At 67.3% G+C, this 18,529-nt stretch carries 16 protein-coding genes; 12 read left to right on the forward strand and 4 right to left on the reverse strand.

Annotated features, from left to right (window positions below; translation table 11 throughout):
• Window positions 1–62 precede the first annotated feature (62 nt).
• Complete coding sequence (locus AVR91_RS06200; protein ID WP_063274822.1) at window positions 63–755, forward strand: GntR family transcriptional regulator; 693 nt, start codon at window positions 63–65, stop codon at window positions 753–755.
• A 68-nt stretch (window positions 756–823) separates the two neighbouring features.
• On the opposite strand, the gene AVR91_RS06205 is transcribed toward AVR91_RS06200, so the two are convergent.
• From AVR91_RS06205 to AVR91_RS06215, 3 genes are all read right to left on the reverse strand, one after another.
• A complete protein-coding gene (locus AVR91_RS06205; RefSeq protein ID WP_063274823.1) occupies window positions 824–1,084 on the reverse strand; it encodes a hypothetical protein in 261 nt (86 codons plus the stop codon).
• Window positions 1,085–1,119: 35 nt separating this feature from the next.
• The gene (locus AVR91_RS06210; RefSeq protein ID WP_063823155.1) at window positions 1,120–2,427 is read right to left on the reverse strand and encodes an MFS transporter; all 1,308 of its coding nucleotides are present in this window, start codon (window positions 2,425–2,427) and stop codon (window positions 1,120–1,122) included.
• Between the two features lie 392 nt (window positions 2,428–2,819).
• Window positions 2,820–3,467 carry a GntR family transcriptional regulator gene (locus tag AVR91_RS06215; RefSeq protein WP_063274825.1) on the reverse strand — a complete coding sequence of 216 codons (648 nt, stop codon included), beginning with the start codon at window positions 3,465–3,467 and terminating at the stop codon, window positions 2,820–2,822.
• 91 nt (window positions 3,468–3,558) lie between these two features.
• Here AVR91_RS06215 and AVR91_RS06220 point away from each other — a divergent pair, with 91 nt between their 5' ends.
• Genes AVR91_RS06220 through AVR91_RS06270 form a run of 11 tightly spaced genes read left to right on the forward strand, consistent with a single transcriptional unit; the run spans window position 3,559 to window position 14,935 of the window.
• A complete protein-coding gene (locus AVR91_RS06220) occupies window positions 3,559–4,716 on the forward strand; it encodes an acyl-CoA dehydrogenase family protein (RefSeq protein ID WP_063274826.1) in 1,158 nt (385 codons plus the stop codon).
• A complete protein-coding gene (locus tag AVR91_RS06225) occupies window positions 4,713–5,549 on the forward strand; it encodes an HpcH/HpaI aldolase/citrate lyase family protein (protein WP_063274827.1) in 837 nt (278 codons plus the stop codon). Before AVR91_RS06220 ends, AVR91_RS06225 begins: the two co-directional genes overlap by 4 nt.
• Window positions 5,546–6,694 carry an acyl-CoA dehydrogenase family protein gene (locus tag AVR91_RS06230; protein WP_037347214.1) on the forward strand — a complete coding sequence of 383 codons (1,149 nt, stop codon included), beginning with the start codon at window positions 5,546–5,548 and terminating at the stop codon, window positions 6,692–6,694. The genes AVR91_RS06225 and AVR91_RS06230 overlap by 4 nt, the downstream gene beginning before the upstream one ends.
• 9 nt (window positions 6,695–6,703) lie before the next feature.
• Window positions 6,704–7,432: a 3-oxoacyl-ACP reductase FabG gene (fabG, locus tag AVR91_RS06235; RefSeq protein WP_063274828.1), complete on the forward strand. Its 729-nt coding sequence runs from the start codon at window positions 6,704–6,706 to the stop codon at window positions 7,430–7,432.
• Window positions 7,432–8,295: an FAS1-like dehydratase domain-containing protein gene (locus AVR91_RS06240; protein ID WP_063274829.1), complete on the forward strand. Its 864-nt coding sequence runs from the start codon at window positions 7,432–7,434 to the stop codon at window positions 8,293–8,295. The genes fabG and AVR91_RS06240 overlap by 1 nt, the downstream gene beginning before the upstream one ends.
• Complete coding sequence (locus AVR91_RS06245; RefSeq protein ID WP_063274830.1) at window positions 8,288–9,502, forward strand: acetyl-CoA C-acetyltransferase; 1,215 nt, start codon at window positions 8,288–8,290, stop codon at window positions 9,500–9,502. Before AVR91_RS06240 ends, AVR91_RS06245 begins: the two co-directional genes overlap by 8 nt.
• Window positions 9,499–9,951 (forward strand): MaoC family dehydratase, encoded by a 453-nt coding sequence (locus AVR91_RS06250; protein ID WP_063274831.1) that lies wholly within the window; start codon window positions 9,499–9,501, stop codon window positions 9,949–9,951. Before AVR91_RS06245 ends, AVR91_RS06250 begins: the two co-directional genes overlap by 4 nt.
• An 11-nt stretch (window positions 9,952–9,962) precedes the next feature.
• Complete coding sequence (locus AVR91_RS06255) at window positions 9,963–11,294, forward strand: phenylacetate--CoA ligase family protein (protein ID WP_063274919.1); 1,332 nt, start codon at window positions 9,963–9,965, stop codon at window positions 11,292–11,294.
• Window positions 11,291–12,985 carry a CoA-transferase gene (locus tag AVR91_RS06260; protein WP_063274832.1) on the forward strand — a complete coding sequence of 565 codons (1,695 nt, stop codon included), beginning with the start codon at window positions 11,291–11,293 and terminating at the stop codon, window positions 12,983–12,985. The genes AVR91_RS06255 and AVR91_RS06260 overlap by 4 nt, the downstream gene beginning before the upstream one ends.
• Entirely contained in the window at window positions 12,982–13,803 is an 822-nt protein-coding gene (locus AVR91_RS06265; protein WP_063274833.1) for an enoyl-CoA hydratase/isomerase family protein, read from the forward strand. The genes AVR91_RS06260 and AVR91_RS06265 overlap by 4 nt, the downstream gene beginning before the upstream one ends.
• Window positions 13,796–14,935, forward strand: a complete 1,140-nt coding sequence (locus AVR91_RS06270) for a CoA transferase (RefSeq protein WP_063274834.1) — start codon at window positions 13,796–13,798, stop codon at window positions 14,933–14,935. Before AVR91_RS06265 ends, AVR91_RS06270 begins: the two co-directional genes overlap by 8 nt.
• Window positions 14,936–14,989: 54 nt before the next feature.
• Here AVR91_RS06270 and AVR91_RS06275 read toward each other — a convergent pair whose 3' ends face one another.
• Window positions 14,990–18,382 carry an NACHT domain-containing protein gene (locus AVR91_RS06275; RefSeq protein ID WP_143253897.1) on the reverse strand — a complete coding sequence of 1,131 codons (3,393 nt, stop codon included), beginning with the start codon at window positions 18,380–18,382 and terminating at the stop codon, window positions 14,990–14,992.
• Window positions 18,383–18,529 lie beyond the last annotated feature (147 nt).

The following is an 18,529-nucleotide window of genomic DNA, read 5'->3' on the forward strand; positions in this document are numbered from 1 at the left end:
GCCGTGCCATAATCGACAGAACGTTGTATATGATGTTCGCAACCGAATTGGGGAGGTGCCGGGTGGCCGACAACTCGATCAGGCTCCGGAGCAGCGAAGGCCGGCAGCAGCTGCCTGAGGAGGTCGCCACCTACGTGCGCGAGCTCATCATGTCCGGTCAGGTCAAACCGGGCGAGTTCCTGCGCACCGAGCCGATCGCGGAAGCAGTGGGCGTCAGCAACACGCCGGTCCGCGAAGGCCTGCTCTCCTTGCGAAGCGAAGGATTCGTCGAGCTGGTCCCCCGCCGCGGTTTCGTCGTCGCACCGGTTTCGCGGCAGGACATCCAAGACCTCTTCTGGGCACAGGCCCAGTTCTCCTCCGAGCTGGCCGCTCGTGCCGCGAAGAAGATCACTCCTGATCAGATCGCCCGGCTCGAAGCGATCAACGAGGACTTCGAGAAGGCCGTCGAAGCCGGAGACCAGGAAACCCTCGCCCGTCTCGGGCACGACTTCCACCGGCAGATCAACCTCGCTGCCGACTCGCACCGGCTGACGCTGCTGCTCAGCTCGGTGGTCAAGCACCTGCCGAACCGCTTCTACGCCTCGATCGAGGAGCACGTCACCGCCACCCGCAACGACCACGCGGAACTGGTCCAGGCGCTGCGCGGTCGGCACGTCCGCAAGGCACGAACCATCGCGGAGCAGCACATCCTCGAAGGCGCCGACAGCGTCATCAAGGTGCTCGAGGAGCGCGGTCTCTGGGCCGACGAGGAGTAACCCTCGCTGGTCACGAGCGGGGCGACGACCTTTCCGGCCGCCGCCCCGCTCGCCGTTTTCCCCGGTGTTCACGCCGCTTCGCCCACGTTTCCGGCGGCTGCCCCGCCGGCCGCGGTCAGCCGCGCGCGGACGCGATGTCCGATCGGCCCCGGCTGCGCTGGGACGATCAGGCCGCGATGAGCGAGCACATGCGCGGTGTACTGGTCGCAACACGGCAACCCGTCGATGAACAGATCGGGCTCACTGCTGCAGGTGATCTCCGCTCGCCCGGAGGCCACCGCGCGGAGGATCGCCAGCTCCCGGTGACTCAGTTCGTGATCCGGGGTCATGGTGGCCTCCTGCGTCAGCTAATTAATATTTTATATTATGCTTGCTCTTGCTGTGAGGTCAAGGAGAGCATCGTCAACGGGATCAGGCTGAGCACGCAGGCCGCGACGATGTAGCCCGAAACCGCCAGTGTCGTGCCGGTCGATTCGATCAGCGCGACCATGATGAACGGGGCCAGTCCCCCGCCCAGGATGTTCGCGAACTGGACACCCAGCGAAGCACCGGAGAACCGCACGTCCGACGAGAACATTTCGGCGAACATCGTGACCCCGGGGCCGAACATGGCGCCCACCGAAATCTGTCCGACCACGATGGCGAGCAGGATGCACCAGAAGTTCTTCGTGTCCGTCAACGGGAAGAGCGCGAAGGACCAAGCGCCCGCGAGGATCACGCCGGCCACGTAGACCGGTCGCCTGCCCAGCGTGTCCGAAAGCCGTCCGCAGACGACCGTGCTCACTCCCGTGGCGATCATCGAGAACATCACCGCGGTGAGCATCGTGCCCTTGGCGATCCCGAGGTCTCGTACGCCGTAGTCGAGCAGGCCGGTCGCGGTCGCGTAGAAGGTGATGGTCGCGGGCAGGAAGATGAGGATGACCAGCAGCAGCTGCTTCGGCCGACGCATCACCTCCACCACGGGCGACCGCCGAGGCTTAGCCGCCAGCTTCTCCTCGACGGAACGGAAATCCGGGGAATCCTCGATGTAGCGGTGGATGTAGAGAACGACCGGGAACATCAGGACGCCGAGCAGGAACGGCACCCGCCAACCCCATGCCGTGAACTCATCATGCGTAAGGACCCCGGTGAGCACCACGTAGACCAGACTGCCCAGCACCATCCCGGCGAAGATGCCCAGCTGCGGCAGTGCGCCGTGCAGACCGCGACGGTTGGCCGGGGCGTGTTCGACGGCCAGCAACGTGGCCCCGCCCCACACTCCGCCCACCGCGATCCCCTGCACTACACGCAGGAGTACCAGCAAGACCGGCGCAAGCACGCCGATCGAGGCGAAGGTGGGCAACAAGCCCACCAGAGTGGTCGCGACGGCCATCGCGATCGTCGATCCAAGGAGGGCGGGCTTGCGCCCGAAGCGGTCCCCGATGTGCCCGAAGAGCGCCGCACCCACCGGACGGCCGGCGAACCCGACCGCGAACGTCGCGAAGGCGGCCAACACCCCGGCGGCCGGAGTCGTCGACGGGAAGAACTCCCGATTGAAGACCAGCGAGGCGGCGGTGCCGTAGATCAGGAAGTCGTAGTACTCGATCGATTGCGCCGCGATGGCGGCGGTGAGCACCTTGCCCCGGCGTTTCGGTTTGACCACGGATGGTGCGGTACGTCCTTGTACGCTCATGTCTTCCTCATCCCGGAATCGGTGATCTTGGCAGACGCCCCGGGGGCTCGGCCGCCAGATGGCAGCAAAATATAAAATGCTCAATCTGGATAAACAAGGTCCATCCGGTCATCACCTGGTCCGTGACACCGTGAGCGCCGTCGTGCGTCGCGGTGGTCGCATGACCAACCGGACGACTCGTGTGATCCGGCGGACGACTCGCGTGATTGGACGGACGACACGTGCGCGACCGGCGCTCCAACGCGAGTCGTCCGCCCAATCACGCGTGTCGTCCATCCCAGCACGCGTGTCGTCCATCCAGTCACGCGAAACCGCGGTACGCACACCGGCGCGTAAGTGAGAAGGTCGAGTTTCCTCGGCTCAGCGAGGGAAGACGATCGACCTTCAGAGGACTAAACGCGGTCCCAGAATCCTTGCGCTTCGAGCAAGGAGACGGCCCGCTCGGCGCCGTCGGCGAAGTGCCTCTCCACCGCCATCCGCGCACGATCGCCGGAGCGCTCCAGCAGCGCGTCGACGATCCGACGGTGGTCTTCCCGCGCCTTGGCGGGCCAGTCTTCGTGGGCTTCGTAGAACCCGTGCGAGACGGTCTTCCCGAGGATGCCGAGGATCGAGATGAGCCTGCGCGACTCCGACCCGTGATTGATCCGCCGGTGGAACTCGAAGTTGAGCCGTTCCTGCTCGGCGGGATCGACGCACGATTCCGCGCGGTCGGCGAGGTCGGCCAGCGCCTGAAGACTCTCCGATGACAGGCTCTTCGCGGCACGCTCGGCCGCCAGACCGGAAACCAACCCGAACACCCGGTACTGGTCCCGGATGTCGTCACGGGTCAGCTCGGCGACGTAGGCGCCACGCCGGGCAATGTGCTCGACGACGCCCTCGTGGTCGAGCGTGATCAGCGCTTCGCGCACCGGCAGCTTGCTGATCCCGAGCTCCTCCGCGACAGCTTCCTGGTCGATTTTGGCGCCAGGGCGTAGTTCTCCCGCGAAGATCCGCCGCCTGATCTCCTGGGCGGCGAGCGCCTTCAGATTGCCTCGGCTCACCGGAAGACGCTAACCCGTGAACTGTGATCCACACCAGAACTTGATAAAATATATTTTGTGCTCGCCGCCGGGATGATGCATAGTGTGGAGCATGTCAGCCGTGACCCCCGAGGACTTCAAGCCGATCCTGACCCTCGTTCGCGACTTCGTCCGCGCGAAGGTCGTGCCGCGCGAGCGGGAGATCATGGACACCGACGCGATCCCGGACGATCTGCGCGAGCAGGTGGCCGAGATGGGCCTGTTCGGTTACGCGATCCCCGAGGAGTGGGGTGGTCTCGGTCTCGACTTGACCCAGGACGTCGAGCTCGCCATGGAGTTCGGCTACACCGCGCTGGCGCTGCGGTCGATGTTCGGCACCAACAACGGCATCGCCGGGCAGGTACTGGTGAACTTCGGCACCGACGAGCAGAAGGCCGAGTGGCTGGAACGCATCGCCTCGGGCGAGGTCGTGGCCTCGTTCGCGCTGACCGAACCGGGCGCCGGATCGAATCCTGCGGGCCTGCGCACCAAAGCGGTCCGTGACGGTGACGACTGGGTGATCGACGGCGAGAAGTGCTTCATCACCAACGCACCCATCGCCGGATTGTTCGTGGTGTTCGCCCGCACCCGTCCCGCCGACGCGTCCGGGACGGGGATCGCCGTCTTCCTGGTCCCGGCGGACACCCCCGGCGTCGAAGTCGCCGCCAAGGACAAGAAGATGGGCCAGGAAGGCGCCTGGACCGCGAACGTCTCGTTCACCGGCGTCCGGGTACCTGGCTCAAGCCTGGTCGGGGGTGACGAAGACACCGGCTATCGCGCCGCGATGACGTCGCTGGCCCGCGGGCGCGTGCACATCGCCGCGCTGGCGGTCGGCACCGCTCAGCGCGCACTGGACGAATCGGTCGCCCACGCCGCGACGGCCACCCAAGGCGGAACGGTGATCGGTGACTTCCAGCTGGTGCAGGCGATGCTCGCCGACCAGCAGACCGGGGTGCTGGCCGGGCGGGCGCTGGTGCGCGAAACGGCGAAGCGGTACGTGGCCGGGGAGGACCGGCGGATCGGGCCGTCCGCGGCGAAGCTGTACTGCACCGAAATGGCCGGGAAGGTCGCCGACCTCGCCGTGCAGATCCACGGCGGCAGCGGCTACATGCGCGAGCTCCCGGTCGAGCGGATCTACCGCGATGTCCGGCTTCTGCGGCTTTACGAGGGCACCAGCGAGATCCAGCGGCTGATCATCGGCGGCGGTCTGGTGCGCGGAGCCCGGCGATGACCACGCGGGCCGAACGTCTGGTGAATCGGGTGCGGGACGCGGCCACGCTGCTGTTCGTCCCCGGCGACCGCCCGGAGCGGTTCGCCAAGGCGGAGCGTGCCGAAGCCGACCTTGTCGTACTGGATCTCGAAGACGCCGTCGCACCCGAGCGCAAGGTGTACGCGCGGGAGCAGGTTGTCGCCTGGCTGGACGAGCACCCGCACTGCGCGGTGCGAGTCAACGCGGCCGGCACTCCGTGGCACGACGAAGACCTCGCCGCGCTGGCCCGGTTCCGGTGCGTGGTCATGTTGCCCAAAGCCGACCCGGTCAGCGCCCGTACCGCTGCGGGCGAGCTGGGTGTGTTGCCTGTCCTGATCGCCTTGATCGAAACCGCCCGAGGAGTACTCGACGCGCGGGAGATCGCGTCGGTGCCGAATGTGCACCGGCTGGCGCTGGGCACTTTCGACCTGGCGGCGGAACTCGGAGTCGATCCTGCGGACGTCGACGCGCTCGCCCCGGCGCGCGGGGCGCTCGTTCTCGCGTCGGCGGCGGGCGGCCTTCCGGGTCCGGTGGACGGGGTGACCGGCGACCTGCGCAACACCGAGCGGCTCACCGGTGACGTCCGCTATGCGCGCCAAGTGGGGTTCACAGGGAAGTTGTGTGTGCATCCCTTGCAGGTATCGGCGGCCGCGGCGGCGCTTCGCCCGTCTCGGGAGGAAATCCGCTGGGCTCATTCGGTGGTCACCACGGCCGGGGAAGGTGCGGTCGCGGTGGAGGGGCAGTTGGTCGACAAGCCGGTGCTGGATCGCGCGCGGCGCGTCCTCCGGCAGGAAAGGGAAGGGTTGCGGCGATGACGCTGTCCGACGACGAAAAGCAGATGGTGGCCCTGGTGGCGGAGTTCGTCGACGAACGGGTCCGCCCGCGCGTCCGCGAGTTCGAAGAGGACGACGTCTACCCGGCCGAGTTCATCGACGAGATGAAGAAGCTCGGCTTCTTCGGACTCCTCGCCCCAGCCGAGTACGGCGGCGTCGACGTCAGCACCGCCTGTTTCGCGCGAGTCACTGAAGAACTCGCCCGAGGCTGGATGAGCCTGGCCGGAGCGATCGGTGGCCATTCCGTCATCACCTACCTGATCAAGACCTTCGGCACGCCCGAGCAACGTGAGAAGTACCTGCCCGCTATGGCCGAGGGCACGATCCGCGCCACCATGGCGCTCACCGAGCCCGCCGGCGGCAGCGACCTGCAGGCGATGCGCACCCACGCCGCTCCCGACGGCGACGGGTACTCGATCACCGGCTCCAAGACCTGGATCTCCAACGCCGCCCACTCCGGGCTCATCGGGCTGCTGTGCATCACCGACCGCGACGCCTCCCCCAGCCATCGCGGCATGAGCGTCCTGCTCGTCGAGCCCGGTGACGGGCTGACGATCTCGAAGAAGCTGCCGAAACTCGGCTACCGGGGCGTCGAGGCCTGCGAAATCGTCTTCGACGGCCGCAAGGTCGGCGCGGACGCCGTGCTCGGCGGGACTCCGAACCAGGGCTGGGCGCAGATGATGCGCGGTCTCGAGGTCGGCCGGATCCAGGTCGCCTCCCGCGCGCTCGGTGTCGGGCAGGCCGCTTTGAACGACGCCGTCCGCTACGCGCAGGAGCGGGAATCGTTCGGCAAGCCGATCTGGAAGCACCAGTCGGTCGGCAACCTCCTCGCCGACATGGCCACCAAGATGCGTGCCGCGCGCCTGCTCACCCTCGACGCCGCCGAGAAACTCGACGCGGGCGAACGCGCCGACATGGAAGCCGGGATGGCCAAGCTCTTCGCGTCGGAATCGGCGATGCAGGTCGCCCTCGACGCCATCCGCGTGCACGGCGGCTACGGCTACTCCAAGGAATACGACGTCGAACGCTACTTCCGTGACGCGCCGCTGATGATCGTCGGTGAGGGCACCAACGAGATCCAGCGCAATGTCATCGCCGCCCAGCTCATCGCCCGCCACAAGATCTGAGGAACGACAATGTCCTTGCTGACCGATCGGACCGCGGTCGTCACCGGCGGAGCCCAAGGCATCGGGCTCGCCATCGCCGAACTGTTCGCCGCCGAAGGCGCCCACGTGGTGCTCGGCGACCTCGACGGCGACGCGGCAGCACGCGCCGCCGAGAAACTCGGCGGCATCGGCGTCCGCTGCGACGTGACCAACGCCGACGACGTCGACGCCTTGCTGGCCGCCGCCGAAGACACCTTCTCCCCCGTGGACGTCCTGGTCAACAACGCCGGGATCACCCGCGACGCGACGCTGCGCAAGATGACCGAAGACCAGTTCGACCAGGTGATCAACGTGCACCTCAAGGGCAGCTGGAACGGTGTCCGCAAGGCCGCGGCGATCATGCGCGAACGCAGCCGCGGCTCGATCGTCAACATCTCGTCGCTCTCGGGCAAGGTCGGCATGGTCGGCCAGACGAACTATTCGGCGGCCAAGGCAGGCATCGTCGGACTGACCAAGGCCGCGGCGAAGGAACTCGCTCACCACGGCGTCCGCGTCAACGCGATCCAGCCCGGGCTGATCCGCACCGCGATGACCGAGGCGATGCCCGCCAAGGTGTGGGACCAGAAGATGGCCGAGATCCCGATGGGCCGGGCCGGTGAGGTCGGCGAGATCGCCTCGGTGGCCCTGTTCCTGGCCTCGGACCTGTCGTCCTACATGACCGGCACGGTGCTGGAAGTGACCGGCGGAAGGTTCATGTGATGGAGCAGTGGGCTCCGCGCACCGTCACCACCCGCGAGCTGGTCGATCCGGCGCCGGTCACGGCGCTCGCCGCCCTGTTCGACGACGGGCTGCCCGCGCCGCTGCCCGGCGACGACCTGCCGCCGCTGTGGCACTGGGTCGCTCTCCCCCGTTGGCCCGTCTCCTCGGAGCTGGGCACCGACGGGCATCCGGCTCGTGGCACGTTCCTACCGCCGGTGGACCTGCCACGGCGGATGTTCGCCGGCGGCGAGGTGACCTTCCACACCCCGCTGAAGATCGGCGCCACCGTGGTCCACGAATCCACAGTGGACTCGGTGACGGAGAAATCCGGGCGATCCGGCCGTCTGGTGATCGTCGTCGTGCGCACTCGTCTGTCCACAGAGGATGGCGCGTTGTGCGTGGAAGAGCGGCAGGACCTGATCTACCGCGACCGCGGCACACCCGCCGAGCCGAAACCGGCCGACTTCGACCCCGTCGGCGCGCCGTTCCGCCGCGCCGAGGCGGGCACGTGGGACTTCGCCACCGATCCGACACTGCTGATGCGGTTCTCGGCGGCCACCGCGAACCCACACCGCATCCACTACGACTGGCCCTACGCCACCCGCACCGAGGGCTACCCCGGCCTGGTCGTGCACGGCCCGCTGATGTCCCTCGCGCTCGCCGAAACCCTCCGTCTGGACCATCCCGGCGCCCGGGTGAAGCGCTTGAGTCACCGCAATAACGCGCCGCTGTTCTGCGGTGAGCCCGCTCAGCTCCGGGCGGAAGCGGGGCAGCTCGGTCTCTTCGGTCCTGGCGGCGTCCCCGCGGGCCCACGGACCAGCCTGGAAGTCGAACTGTACGAGGAAGGCACTCCCCATGCGTGACGCCGTCATCTGCGAACCCGTCCGGACCCCGATCGGCCGCTTCGGCGGCTCGCTCAAGAGCGTCCCGGCCGCCGACCTCGCCACCATCGCGCTCACCGGACTGCTCGAGCGCACCGGGATCGACCCCGAAGCCATCGACGACGTCATCCTCGGCCACTGCTACCCCAGCGCGGAAGCGCCCGCTATCGGCCGCGTGGCCGCACTCGACGCCGGGCTGCCGGTGACCGTGCCGGGCATGCAGGTCGACCGGCGGTGCGGCTCCGGGCTGCAATCCGTGGTCCAGGCCGCCCTCCAGGTGCAGGCCGGGGTCAGCGACGTGATCGTCGCGGGTGGCGCCGAGAGCATGAGCAACGTGATCTTCTACGCCACCGACCTGCGCTGGGGCGCCAAGGGCGGCGGGGTGATGCTGCATGACGCGCTCAACCGCGGCCGCGCCACACCCGGTGGCAAGCACTACCCGGTCGCGGGAGGAATGCTGGAGACCGCCGAGAATCTCCGGCGCGACTACGGGATCACCCGCGAAGAACAGGACCAGCTCGCTTTCACCTCGCACCAGCGCGCGGTCGCCGCGCAGAACTCCGGGGTGTTCGCCGAGGAGATCATCCCGGTCTCGGTCGAGACCAAGAAGGGCACCGTCGTCGTCGACACCGACGAACACCCTCGCGCCGACACCACGCCCGAGACCCTCGCCAAGTTGCGCCCCGTGCTGGGCAAGCAGGATCCCGAAGCGACAGTGACCGCCGGCAACGCCAGCGGCCAGAACGACGCGGCGGCCGTCTGCGTCGTCACCCATCCCGAGCGCGCCGCCGAGCTCGGGCTGCGTCCGTTGGTGCGGCTCGTCTCCTACGGCGTCGCCGGGGTCGCCCCGAAGATCATGGGCATCGGTCCCGTTCCCGCCACCGCGGCCGCGCTTGCGAAGGCGGGGCTGAAGTTCGCGGACCTGGACCTCGTCGAACTGAACGAGGCGTTCGCCGCTCAGGTCCTGGCCTGCACGCGTGAGTGGGGCTTCGGTGCAACCGACTTCGAGCGGCTCAATGTGCACGGCTCCGGTATCTCGCTGGGTCACCCCGTCGGCGCCACGGGCACCCGGATCCTCGCCACGCTGGCACGTGAACTCCACCGCCGGGACGCGCGCTACGCGCTGGAGACCATGTGCATCGGCGGCGGTCAGGGGCTGGCCGCGGTGTTCGAGAAGTTGACATCGTGACTCGGGTTTTCGCCTCGGCGGGCGACGTGCAGGCCGTACTCGGCGAGGAGTTCGGCCCGACCGGCTGGCTCACCGTCGACCAGGCGCGGATCGACGCGTTCGCCGAAGCCACCGGCGACCACCAGTGGATCCACACCGACCCGGAACGCGCCGCGACCGGGCCGTTCGGCACGACGATCGCGCACGGGTTCCTCACTCTGTCGCTCATCCCGTACTTCGCCCGGGAGCTGTACCGGCTGGACTTCGGCACGGCGCGGATCAACTACGGACTCGGCAAGGTCCGCTTCCCGGCTCCGGTCCCCGTCGGCTCCCGGTTGCGTGCGAAGGCGACCTTCACCGAGCTTCAGCCCGGAACGGCCGGGGTGACGGTGACGACCCGCTATGTCGTCGAACTCGACGGCACGGCCAAACCGGCATGCGTCGCCGAAACCCTCGTCGTCGTCAGCTGAAGGTGATCAAAATGGCAGTCGCACCTTTTTCCGCACGACACTGGAGTGCGGTCGAAACCCTCTCCCCCGCCGCCGCCCGTGCGGTCCAGGACGAACGCCTGCGCGAGCAGGTCGCGTACCTGGCCGCGCACAGCGCGTTCTATCAAGCGAAGCTCGGTGCCGACCTGGCGAAGATCCGGACGGTCGAGGATCTCGCCGGGCTGCCGTTCACCGAGAAGCAGGAACTGCGTGACAGCCTCGCCGCCGCCCCGCCGCTGGGCACACACGTCGCCGCGGAGATGTCCGAAGTCGTGCAGATCCAGGCGTCGTCCGGTACCACGGGCAGCCCGTCCTACGTCGGCCTGACGCCGAGCGACATCACCACCTGGTGTGAACTCGGCGCGCGAGCGTTGTATGCCAACGGATTCCATCCGGGTGACCGGTTGCTGCACGCCTTCGGCATGAGCAAGGGATTCGTGGGCGGGCTTCCGATCGTGCAGATCCTCCAGTACATGGGGATCGTCGACATCCCGGTCGGCGCGGAGGCCGGCGCGGAAAGGCTCCTGCGAGTCCAAGCCGATCAGCGCCCCAACGCCTTGATCGGTACTCCGTACTTCCTCGCCCACCTCGCCGAACAGGCACCGAAGATCGTCGGCCGTCCGGCACGGGACCTCGGTGTCCGCGCGATCAGCGTCGGCGGCGAACCCGGCGGCGGGCTTCCCGCAGTCCGAGAGAAGCTCGAATCGCTGTGGGGTGCGACGTCGCGGGAGATGCTGGGTGGCACGGATATCGCCTGCACGTACTGGGGTGAATGCGAAGCCGCCGACGGTATGCACTTCCTCTCCCCCGACTTGATGATCGCCGAACTCATCGACCCCGACACCGGCGAACAGATCGCCCCGGTCGAAGGCGCACAAGGCGAACTCGTCTACACCGCGTTGCGGCGTCAGGCGTCCCCGTTGCTGCGGTTCCGCACCCGCGATCACGTCGTCGTCACCGGGACCGGTTGTTCCTGCGGCCGCACCGGCTACAAGGTCCGGTGCATCGGCCGCACCGACGACATGCTGATCGTGCGCGGTATCAACGTCTTCCCCTCCGCGATCAAGCAACTCGTCGCCGAATTGACCCCTGGCGAGATGCGGATCCGCGCCGACTTCGAGGGGCACTCGACGCAGCGTCCGCTCCCGGTCGTCGTGGAGGACACCGGCCTGACCCCCGAACAGCAGACCGGGCTCCGCGAGACCATCGAACAACGGATCCGCTCCGCGCTCAACGTCAAAACCGTTGTCGACTTCGTCCCCCAGGGCGCGTTGAAGCGTCCAGACCACGTCAAGGTCAACCTCGTCGAGCGAGTGCACGCATGACCGACTTCTGCCGCCTGGACGAGGCGATCGCGCGGCACGTCCGCCCCGGTGACGCCGTGCACGTGATGATGGGCCACAGCCGTTGGAGTGCGCTGGTCCGGGAATTGGCCAGGCAGCACTGGGGAAAACCATCAAAATTCACCCTGATCATGGCGAGTCTGTCGTCGCTCGGCGCGGTCCTGTTCCGCTCCGGCTGCATCGAGAAGGTCGTCACCGTCTACTCCGGTGACTCGTTCCCGGTGTTCACACCGAACCCCGTGTTCCAGAAGGCCTACGCAGACGGTTCTGTCGAGGTCGAGAACTGGTCGTTCCTGAGCTACATCCAGCGTTTGCGGGCCGCAGCCACCGGCGTGCCCGCCGTCGTCACCGGGTCTGTGCGGGACTCCTCGATGGCCGGGAACGAGGGCTACGAGGAGATCGACACCCGGTTCGGCCGGGTGGGCCTGGTCTCGCCGCTGGTGCCGGACGTCGCGCTGGTGCACGCCGCGGTCGCCGACCGGCACGGCAATCTCGCGATCGCTCCCCCGATGTTCGAGGGTTCGATCGGCGCGTTCGCCGCCCGCCGCGGCGTCCTCGCCACGGTGGAGAAGGTCGTCGACGATCTCCGTCCCTGGTCGTCGCTGGTCCGCGTCCCGGCACACCGGGTGCTCGCCGTTATCGAGACGCCGTTCGGAGCGCATCCCGGCGGGGTATTCGCCGGGCCCGTAGGCACGCGGCTGCCGGTGGAGGGATACGCCGAGGACGTCGCGTTCTGGATTTCCGCACGGGAAGCGAGCCGATCGCCGAAATTCGACGACTGGATACGTGAGTGGATCCTCGAGCCCGCCGACCACGGCGCATACCTCGAGAAGCTTGGCAAGGCACGGCTCGACGCCCTCGTCCACTCCAGCGGTAAGCCGACACCACCCACCGGCAGGGGCGAGCACAGCGGCCCCGCGACGCCTGCCGAACGCGCGGCCACCTGGCTGGCCGGTCTCGTCCGGACACGGATCGCGGAGACCGGCGCAGACGCCGTCCTCGCCGGAGCGGGTCTGGCGAACCTCGCGGCCTGGGTGGGCGTCGAGACGGCCAAGGCCGAGGGCCACCGTGTCGCGCTCGCCGCCGAACTGGGGCTCTGGGACTACACGCCGACACCGGGCGACCCGTTCATCTTCAGCTTCGCGAACTTCCCGACCTCGTCGATGCTGCTCGACACCGAACAGGTGCTCGGCACGGTGGTCAACGGGCCGTCCACGCGGTCGATCGCCTGTGTCGGCGCGGCGGAGATCGACCGGCTGGGCAACATCAACACGACCCGGATCACCGGCGGCCCTCACCTCGTCGGATCGGGTGGCGCGAACGACGTGGTCACCAACGCCGACGAGACGCTGGTTGTCGGGACGATGAGCCCGCGCCGGTTTGTCGAGCGCTGCGACTACGTCACGAGCCCCGGCGCGCGCGTACGTGCCGTGGTGACCGACGTCGGGATCCTGTCCCGGCGCGACGGCGAACTCGTTCTCACCCATGTCGCGCCTGGACCCGAACCGCTCGCCGATCGCGTCGAATACGCCCGTTCGCGCTGTGGCTGGGAGCTCGCGGTGGCGGACGATCTGAAGGAGTTGCCCGAGGTGAGCGCCGACGCCCTGGCTCGGCTCCGCAAGTACGACCGCGAAGGCCTGTTTCTCGGTCAGAGCAAGAAGGGAAGCGCATGAGCCGCTACGCACGTTTCGAGAACCTCCGGGTGGACGGCCCGGACGACGCGGGCGTCGTCGAACTCGTCCTGGACGCGCCGAACCTCAACGCGGTCAGCGAGGCCGCGCACGCGGATCTGGCCGACATCTGGCGGGAGTTCGACCGGGATCCGGAGGTGAACGCCGTCCTCCTGCGCGGTGAGGGCAAGGGATTCTCGGCCGGTGGCTCGTTCGACCTGGTGGAGAAGCTGTCGAACGACTACGAGACGCGCACCCGCACGATGCGGGAGGCGCGGGACCTGGTCTACAACGTCATCGACTGCTCGAAGCCGATCGTGTCGGCGATCCACGGCCCGGCGGTCGGTGCCGGCCTCGTCGCCGGTGTGCTGGCCGACGTCTCGGTGGTCACAAAGACCGCCAAGATCATCGATGGGCACACGCGCCTCGGTGTCGCGGCCGGTGACCACGCCGCGGTGTGCTGGCCGTTGCTGTGCGGCATGGCGAAGGCGAAGTACTACCTGATGACCTGCCGTCCGCTGACCGGCGAGGAAGCCGAGCGGATCGGCCTGGTCTCCCTCTGCGTCGACGAGGACGCCGACCTGCTGCCGACCGCGCGGGAAGTCGCGCGCGAGTTGGCTCTCGGCGCCCCGAACGCCATCCGCTGGACCAAGCAGAGCCTGAACGCGTGGTACCGGCAAGTCGCGGGCGCGATCTTCGATTCCTCACTGGCGCTGGAGTTCTACGGCTTCGGCGGACCGGAAGTCCGCGAAGGTCTGGCCTCCCACCGCGAACGCCGCAAGCCCGACTTCACCCGGCGGCGGGAGGACGACGATGCCTGACCCGAACCCGGCGCTGCTCACGGGTTTGCGAGTAGTCGAGATCTCGAGCTACGTCGCAACCCCGTTGTGCGGCCTCACCTTGGCTCAGCTCGGCGCCGACGTCGTCCGGGTCGAACCGCTCGGTGGCGCGGCGGACCGGACGCGGTGGCCGCTAGCCGACTCCGGGACCAGTCTCTACTGGTCGGGGCTGAACAAGGGAAAGCGCGCCGTCGCCGTCGACCTGGAGTCCGAAGTGGACCGGAAACGGGTCGTGGACCTGATCGTCCACGGTGGACCGTGCGTCGTCGTCAGCAACACCGACCGGCATCCGGACCTCGGTTACGCGGAGCTGTCCGCTCGTCGTCCCGACGTGATCCACGTACTCCTCGAAGGACGCCCCGGCGGTGGCGCCGCGGTGGACTACACAGTCCAGGCGGGCAGCGGTTTCCCGTTGATCACCGGCTCCGCCGAAGCCCCCGCACCGGTCAACCATGTGCTGCCCGCCTGGGATGTCGCCGCAGGTCTCTACCTGGCGATCGGTCTGCTCGCCGCGGAACGGCACCGGCAGGAGACCGGTCGGGGCCGCGCTATTCGCGTCGCTCTCGAAGACGTCGCCCTGGCCACCGCGGGCAATCTCGGCTACCTGGCGGAAGCACAGGTCACCGACCACGGCCGCGCCAAATCCGGCAACGACGTCTACGGCACGTACGGCCGCGACTTTCTCACCGCCGACGGAGTTCGCGTCATGCTCGTGGTGCTGACGGAGCGCCACTGGACGAAGTTGCTGACAGCCACCGGGCTCACCGCCGCGTTCACCGCGCTGAGCGAGTCGTTGGGCATCGACTTCTCGCGGGAATCCGCCCGCTTCGAACACCGTGACGTGATCTCGACGCTGCTGGCCCGCTGGTTCCGGAGCACGACGTTCGACGCGGCCGCCGCCGCGCTGGATCGCCACCGCATCCTGTGGCAGCGCTACCGGACCTTCGAGGAACTCGGCCGCGGCACCCTCCGCGACCTCGACCTGTTCGACGAGATCGACCAACCCGGCGTCGGCCCCCACCTGGCCCCGAAGTCGCCGATCCTCGTCGACGGCAGCCGCCTCGCTCCGTTCGTGGCGCCGTCGGTCGGCCAGCACAACGCCGAGCTGCTGTAGCGCGTTCTCAGGTAAGAGACCTGACAGGATCGGTTGACGATCACGCCGAGAGCGCTACTCTTCCGGATCCACGCCGACGGCGAGCTTGAGGATTCTTTCGCGTTCGAGATAGTAGTCGTCGGCGGTCAAAGTGCCCGAAGCCAATGCCGTATCCAGTCTCCCCAGTTGCACCTGCCAGCTTTCCCCTTCGGGCTGCCAGACCTCGGCGGCGGGCTCCGCCTTCCTGGGCTCGGGCTTGTCGACGAACGCCAGCGGACGTGTCGACCTCGGCTGACTCGGGTTCGCTGCGGCAACATCGGTGGCCGGGCTGCGCAGGAGAAAATGCTCAGTGAATCCGGGCCGGTCGAGCAGATTCCGCACCCGGGTGCGGAGGTCCGGCCTGGAGTAGCAGACGGCCGAGACGTCTATCAGGTTCACCAGGGCTTCGAAATCGGGAAGAGGAGAGATCTGCGCGAAGTCAAAACCTCGCTCCGCGAGCCGGAGCCAGGCTTCGAGCAGCGCTATCGGAGCGACCACTATTTCTTCGTGCTTACGCCAGATTCCCTCGACGATCGACAGGTACTCCCGGTCGTAGTCGCCGCCTCTGGCAATGCGCTCGTAGACGATCGTGCGGAACTCCGGCTCGGCGCTCACCCTGGTGCCAAGCAAGGCCGCGAAGGTGTCCGGTCCGGCTGTTCGATCGAGCACGAGCCGTTCGATGACCAGGGAAGGTGAGAAGTCCGCCCAGGCACGGTAGGTGCGGTCCAGGGCCGTCCGGTTGGGGGCCGCCGCCGCCAAGGCGGCCAGTCCGCGGATTCGGTCCACCGACCAGTTCTGGTGGATGACGGGTTCCAAGGCGTACCGGTACGGCAAAAGTTCCGGGTCGCCGGTGAAGTGCGCACTCAGTTCCGCTATCTGAAACGAAAGTGTCTCGATCGTGGCGGGAGGCGCGACCGGACTGATCGATGGCGCTCTCCCAACGGTGATGGTGGGCTTGCCGCCGACGCCGGGCAAGAGATGGAACAGAGTGACCAGATCTCGCCATTCACCGGAGGAGAATTGCGACTTCCAGAAACCGGCGAATTTGTGCCAAGGGTGCACACCGACCGAACCCGTGTCCAGCGGGCCCGGGCTCGCCAGGACCGCGGCGAGGATGATCAGGTTCACGTTGTACGCGGCGTAACGTCGGGGCGTGGGGTGGCGCACCGGCTCGTATCCGGAGTATTTCTGCTGCTGGGGCTCGAAGGAGTGGGCGATGAGCTCCTTGAGCATCGCGGACAGCGGGACGTTGTCGGGCTCCGATCCGGTCAGCTCGACCAGGAAGTTCACCACTGCCCACCGGGACGACAACGGGGCGAACGAGAGAATGGTGTACAACTCGCTGTCGTCGGTCAGCGAGGTGGTCAATCTGGATCTGCGCTGCTGGGAGACTTGGAACAGCTCGTCGAGGGTGTGCCAGACGAACCGGGCGACCAGGAATTCGCCGAATGTGGCATGCAGAAACTCGTAGGTTCGCAGGGTTTCCGAGTCCCTGTTCGCTTCGGCGCGTTGCATGAAGAAAAAGCGGCCGAGGGCCGAATGGCCGGCACTCAGAGGTGTCTGGGTACCGTGGCGGCGGTTGCGCTCGTCCACCTTGAGCAGACCGGCGAAGTCCTCATTGAGGTCTGGCTCCGCAATCCACTGCGCGCCCCGGTTGAACATGCCGAGCGCTACGACGGCAAGCCTTTCCAATTCCATGTCCACCTCACGTTCGAGGTGCTCCGGGCTGCGATCGACGTTGTCCTTGGCCAGCTCGCGCCTGCAGAAACGCCGAAGAAGGCGCTCGTACAACTGAGACGTGTTGAGGGTGCTGCTCTCCTGCTGGAGCGCGTTCCCGATGGCGTCGTAGAGCGCCAGCATCAGCAAGAGCAGCGGCTGCTCGGCTATTTCCGGGAAGGCGAGGGCCACGGACGCGGGCAATGGCCGCAGCCGCGCTTTTTTGAAATAGGGCGCGTTGTCCTCGTTCCAGGTCTGGAGCCACTGTCCGACCTGGTCAGGAGTGAACGGCGTCAGCCGCAGGATATCGGCGTCGACCGGAATCTGAACGCCACTGCACACGCTGATACGACTCGTCACGACGACGGCCACCGGCGCACCGAGATCGAGTCGTTCACGCTGGAAGCGCGCGACCTTGTCGAGGTACCGGCTCTGCGAAACCCCGGTGGCCTGCAACAGTTCGTCGAACCCGTCGAGCAGGACGATCGGCAGGCTGGCCCCGGCGGTTCGCGAGAACTCCGCCCAGGACACCTTCTCGTGCAGTGCCTCACGCAGGCCGAACTCGATTTGGTCGAGCAAATCGCCTTCGGTCGGCGCGTTCCTCAGCTCGACTCGCAGCGTCAAGAAGTCCGATGGCGACAACCTCGCCGCGAGAATGCTGGTGAGCATGGATTTGCCCGAACCCGGATCACCGAGAACGAGCAAAGGCAGGCTGACCGCCTTCGGCGAGGTGAAGTAGCCGACGAGGTAGCGGTAGAGGTCGTTCCGCACCGGCAGGGAGTTCCACCAGGCCAGTTCGGCGGAGCGGTTGTCCTTCCGCATCGAGGTGACTTGGAATTGTGGATCCACGTAGGCGTCACGGATCAGCGGGACGCGGAGGTCGCCGAAGTCGTCGTCTCCTTCGATGATCGGCCGGTCCAGCGCGGCCCGATAGCCCTTGGCCAGTTCCGCCCGTCGCTGGTCCGGGGTGCCCCCGACGAGGAGTTGCCGCATCGCCTCCTCGACTCGGTCCAGCGCTCTCCCTGCGCTTCGTACCTCGGCGAACTGGATCCAGAACCCGATTTCCGGGTAGTCGGACACGACCCGGCCGACGAGCCCGTGGTAGCGGTGAATCGCCGCGGTGGCGATGTCCCGGACCATCAGCTCCAATCGCGTTTGCTGGGTTTCGTTCAGCTCGTCCCATATCGCGTGGGCGCGCACGAGTTCCAGCAGAGCCGCGGCCGAGTCGACGTACTGTCGGAACAGAGCTTCGCGAGTGGCCTCATAAGGACGGTCGGGGGTGGGCATCGGCCAGACCCCGTCGAACAGGTGTGATAGCCCGACCAGTTGAAGTTGTTCCTTTTTGGTCACGCCCAGCTGCTTGGTGGAAACCGGCAGGCCGAGTTCGTCGACGGCTTCGAAGAAGGCCAGCACCACGATGACGGAGTGAGCCGCGCTCACCCTTTCAGTGCGGGCGTACCGGCTCAGGCCACGTTGTTTCTCGGCGAGTTTGCCCAGCACTTCATGACTGATCTTGATGAAGTCGACCTTGGCGTCGAACCAGCCGAGCAGTTCCGTCGCGCCGAACGCGACACTGCCGAGGAGTGCGCCGCCGACCAGTCGATCCAACGCCGCCACGGCTGCGTTTTCCTTGGGGCCGAGCAGTTTGACCGCATCAGCGTAGCTGTAGGGCCTCCTCACCGCCTGCCTCGCTCCGGTGCCGATTCTCCCCATTCAGGGTCCCCGCAAGCGCTTTTCATCCGGTGAAGGATAACACCGCGTACTTCGAGCACTTTTTCGATTGTGCGCGGAGCGCTGTTCACCAGGATCGAGGCAGTTCAGCGGCACGGACGGTTGAGCTTCCACTGATCCGAAATCCCG

This window comes from Amycolatopsis keratiniphila subsp. keratiniphila (assembly GCF_001620365.2).
Lineage (GTDB): Bacteria > Actinomycetota > Actinomycetes > Mycobacteriales > Pseudonocardiaceae > Amycolatopsis > Amycolatopsis keratiniphila.

What these genes read in the sequence shown, in the direction of transcription:
- AVR91_RS06210 (WP_063823155.1), bottom strand. Translation starts at nt 2,427, where the DNA reads ATGAGCGTACAAGGACGTACCGCACCATCCGTGGTCAAACCGAAACGC.
- AVR91_RS06240 (WP_063274829.1), top strand. Translation starts at nt 7,432, where the DNA reads ATGGAGCAGTGGGCTCCGCGCACCGTCACCACCCGCGAGCTGGTCGAT.
- AVR91_RS06265 (WP_063274833.1), top strand. Translation starts at nt 12,982, where the DNA reads ATGAGCCGCTACGCACGTTTCGAGAACCTCCGGGTGGACGGCCCGGAC.
- AVR91_RS06205 (WP_063274823.1), bottom strand. Translation starts at nt 1,084, where the DNA reads ATGACCCCGGATCACGAACTGAGTCACCGGGAGCTGGCGATCCTCCGC.
- AVR91_RS06245 (WP_063274830.1), top strand. Translation starts at nt 8,288, where the DNA reads ATGCGTGACGCCGTCATCTGCGAACCCGTCCGGACCCCGATCGGCCGC.
- AVR91_RS06255 (WP_063274919.1), top strand. Translation starts at nt 9,963, where the DNA reads ATGGCAGTCGCACCTTTTTCCGCACGACACTGGAGTGCGGTCGAAACC.
- fabG (WP_063274828.1), top strand. Translation starts at nt 6,704, where the DNA reads ATGTCCTTGCTGACCGATCGGACCGCGGTCGTCACCGGCGGAGCCCAA.
- AVR91_RS06260 (WP_063274832.1), top strand. Translation starts at nt 11,291, where the DNA reads ATGACCGACTTCTGCCGCCTGGACGAGGCGATCGCGCGGCACGTCCGC.
- AVR91_RS06220 (WP_063274826.1), top strand. Translation starts at nt 3,559, where the DNA reads ATGTCAGCCGTGACCCCCGAGGACTTCAAGCCGATCCTGACCCTCGTT.
- AVR91_RS06225 (WP_063274827.1), top strand. Translation starts at nt 4,713, where the DNA reads ATGACCACGCGGGCCGAACGTCTGGTGAATCGGGTGCGGGACGCGGCC.
- AVR91_RS06230 (WP_037347214.1), top strand. Translation starts at nt 5,546, where the DNA reads ATGACGCTGTCCGACGACGAAAAGCAGATGGTGGCCCTGGTGGCGGAG.
- AVR91_RS06270 (WP_063274834.1), top strand. Translation starts at nt 13,796, where the DNA reads ATGCCTGACCCGAACCCGGCGCTGCTCACGGGTTTGCGAGTAGTCGAG.
- AVR91_RS06275 (WP_143253897.1), bottom strand. Translation starts at nt 18,382, where the DNA reads ATGGGGAGAATCGGCACCGGAGCGAGGCAGGCGGTGAGGAGGCCCTAC.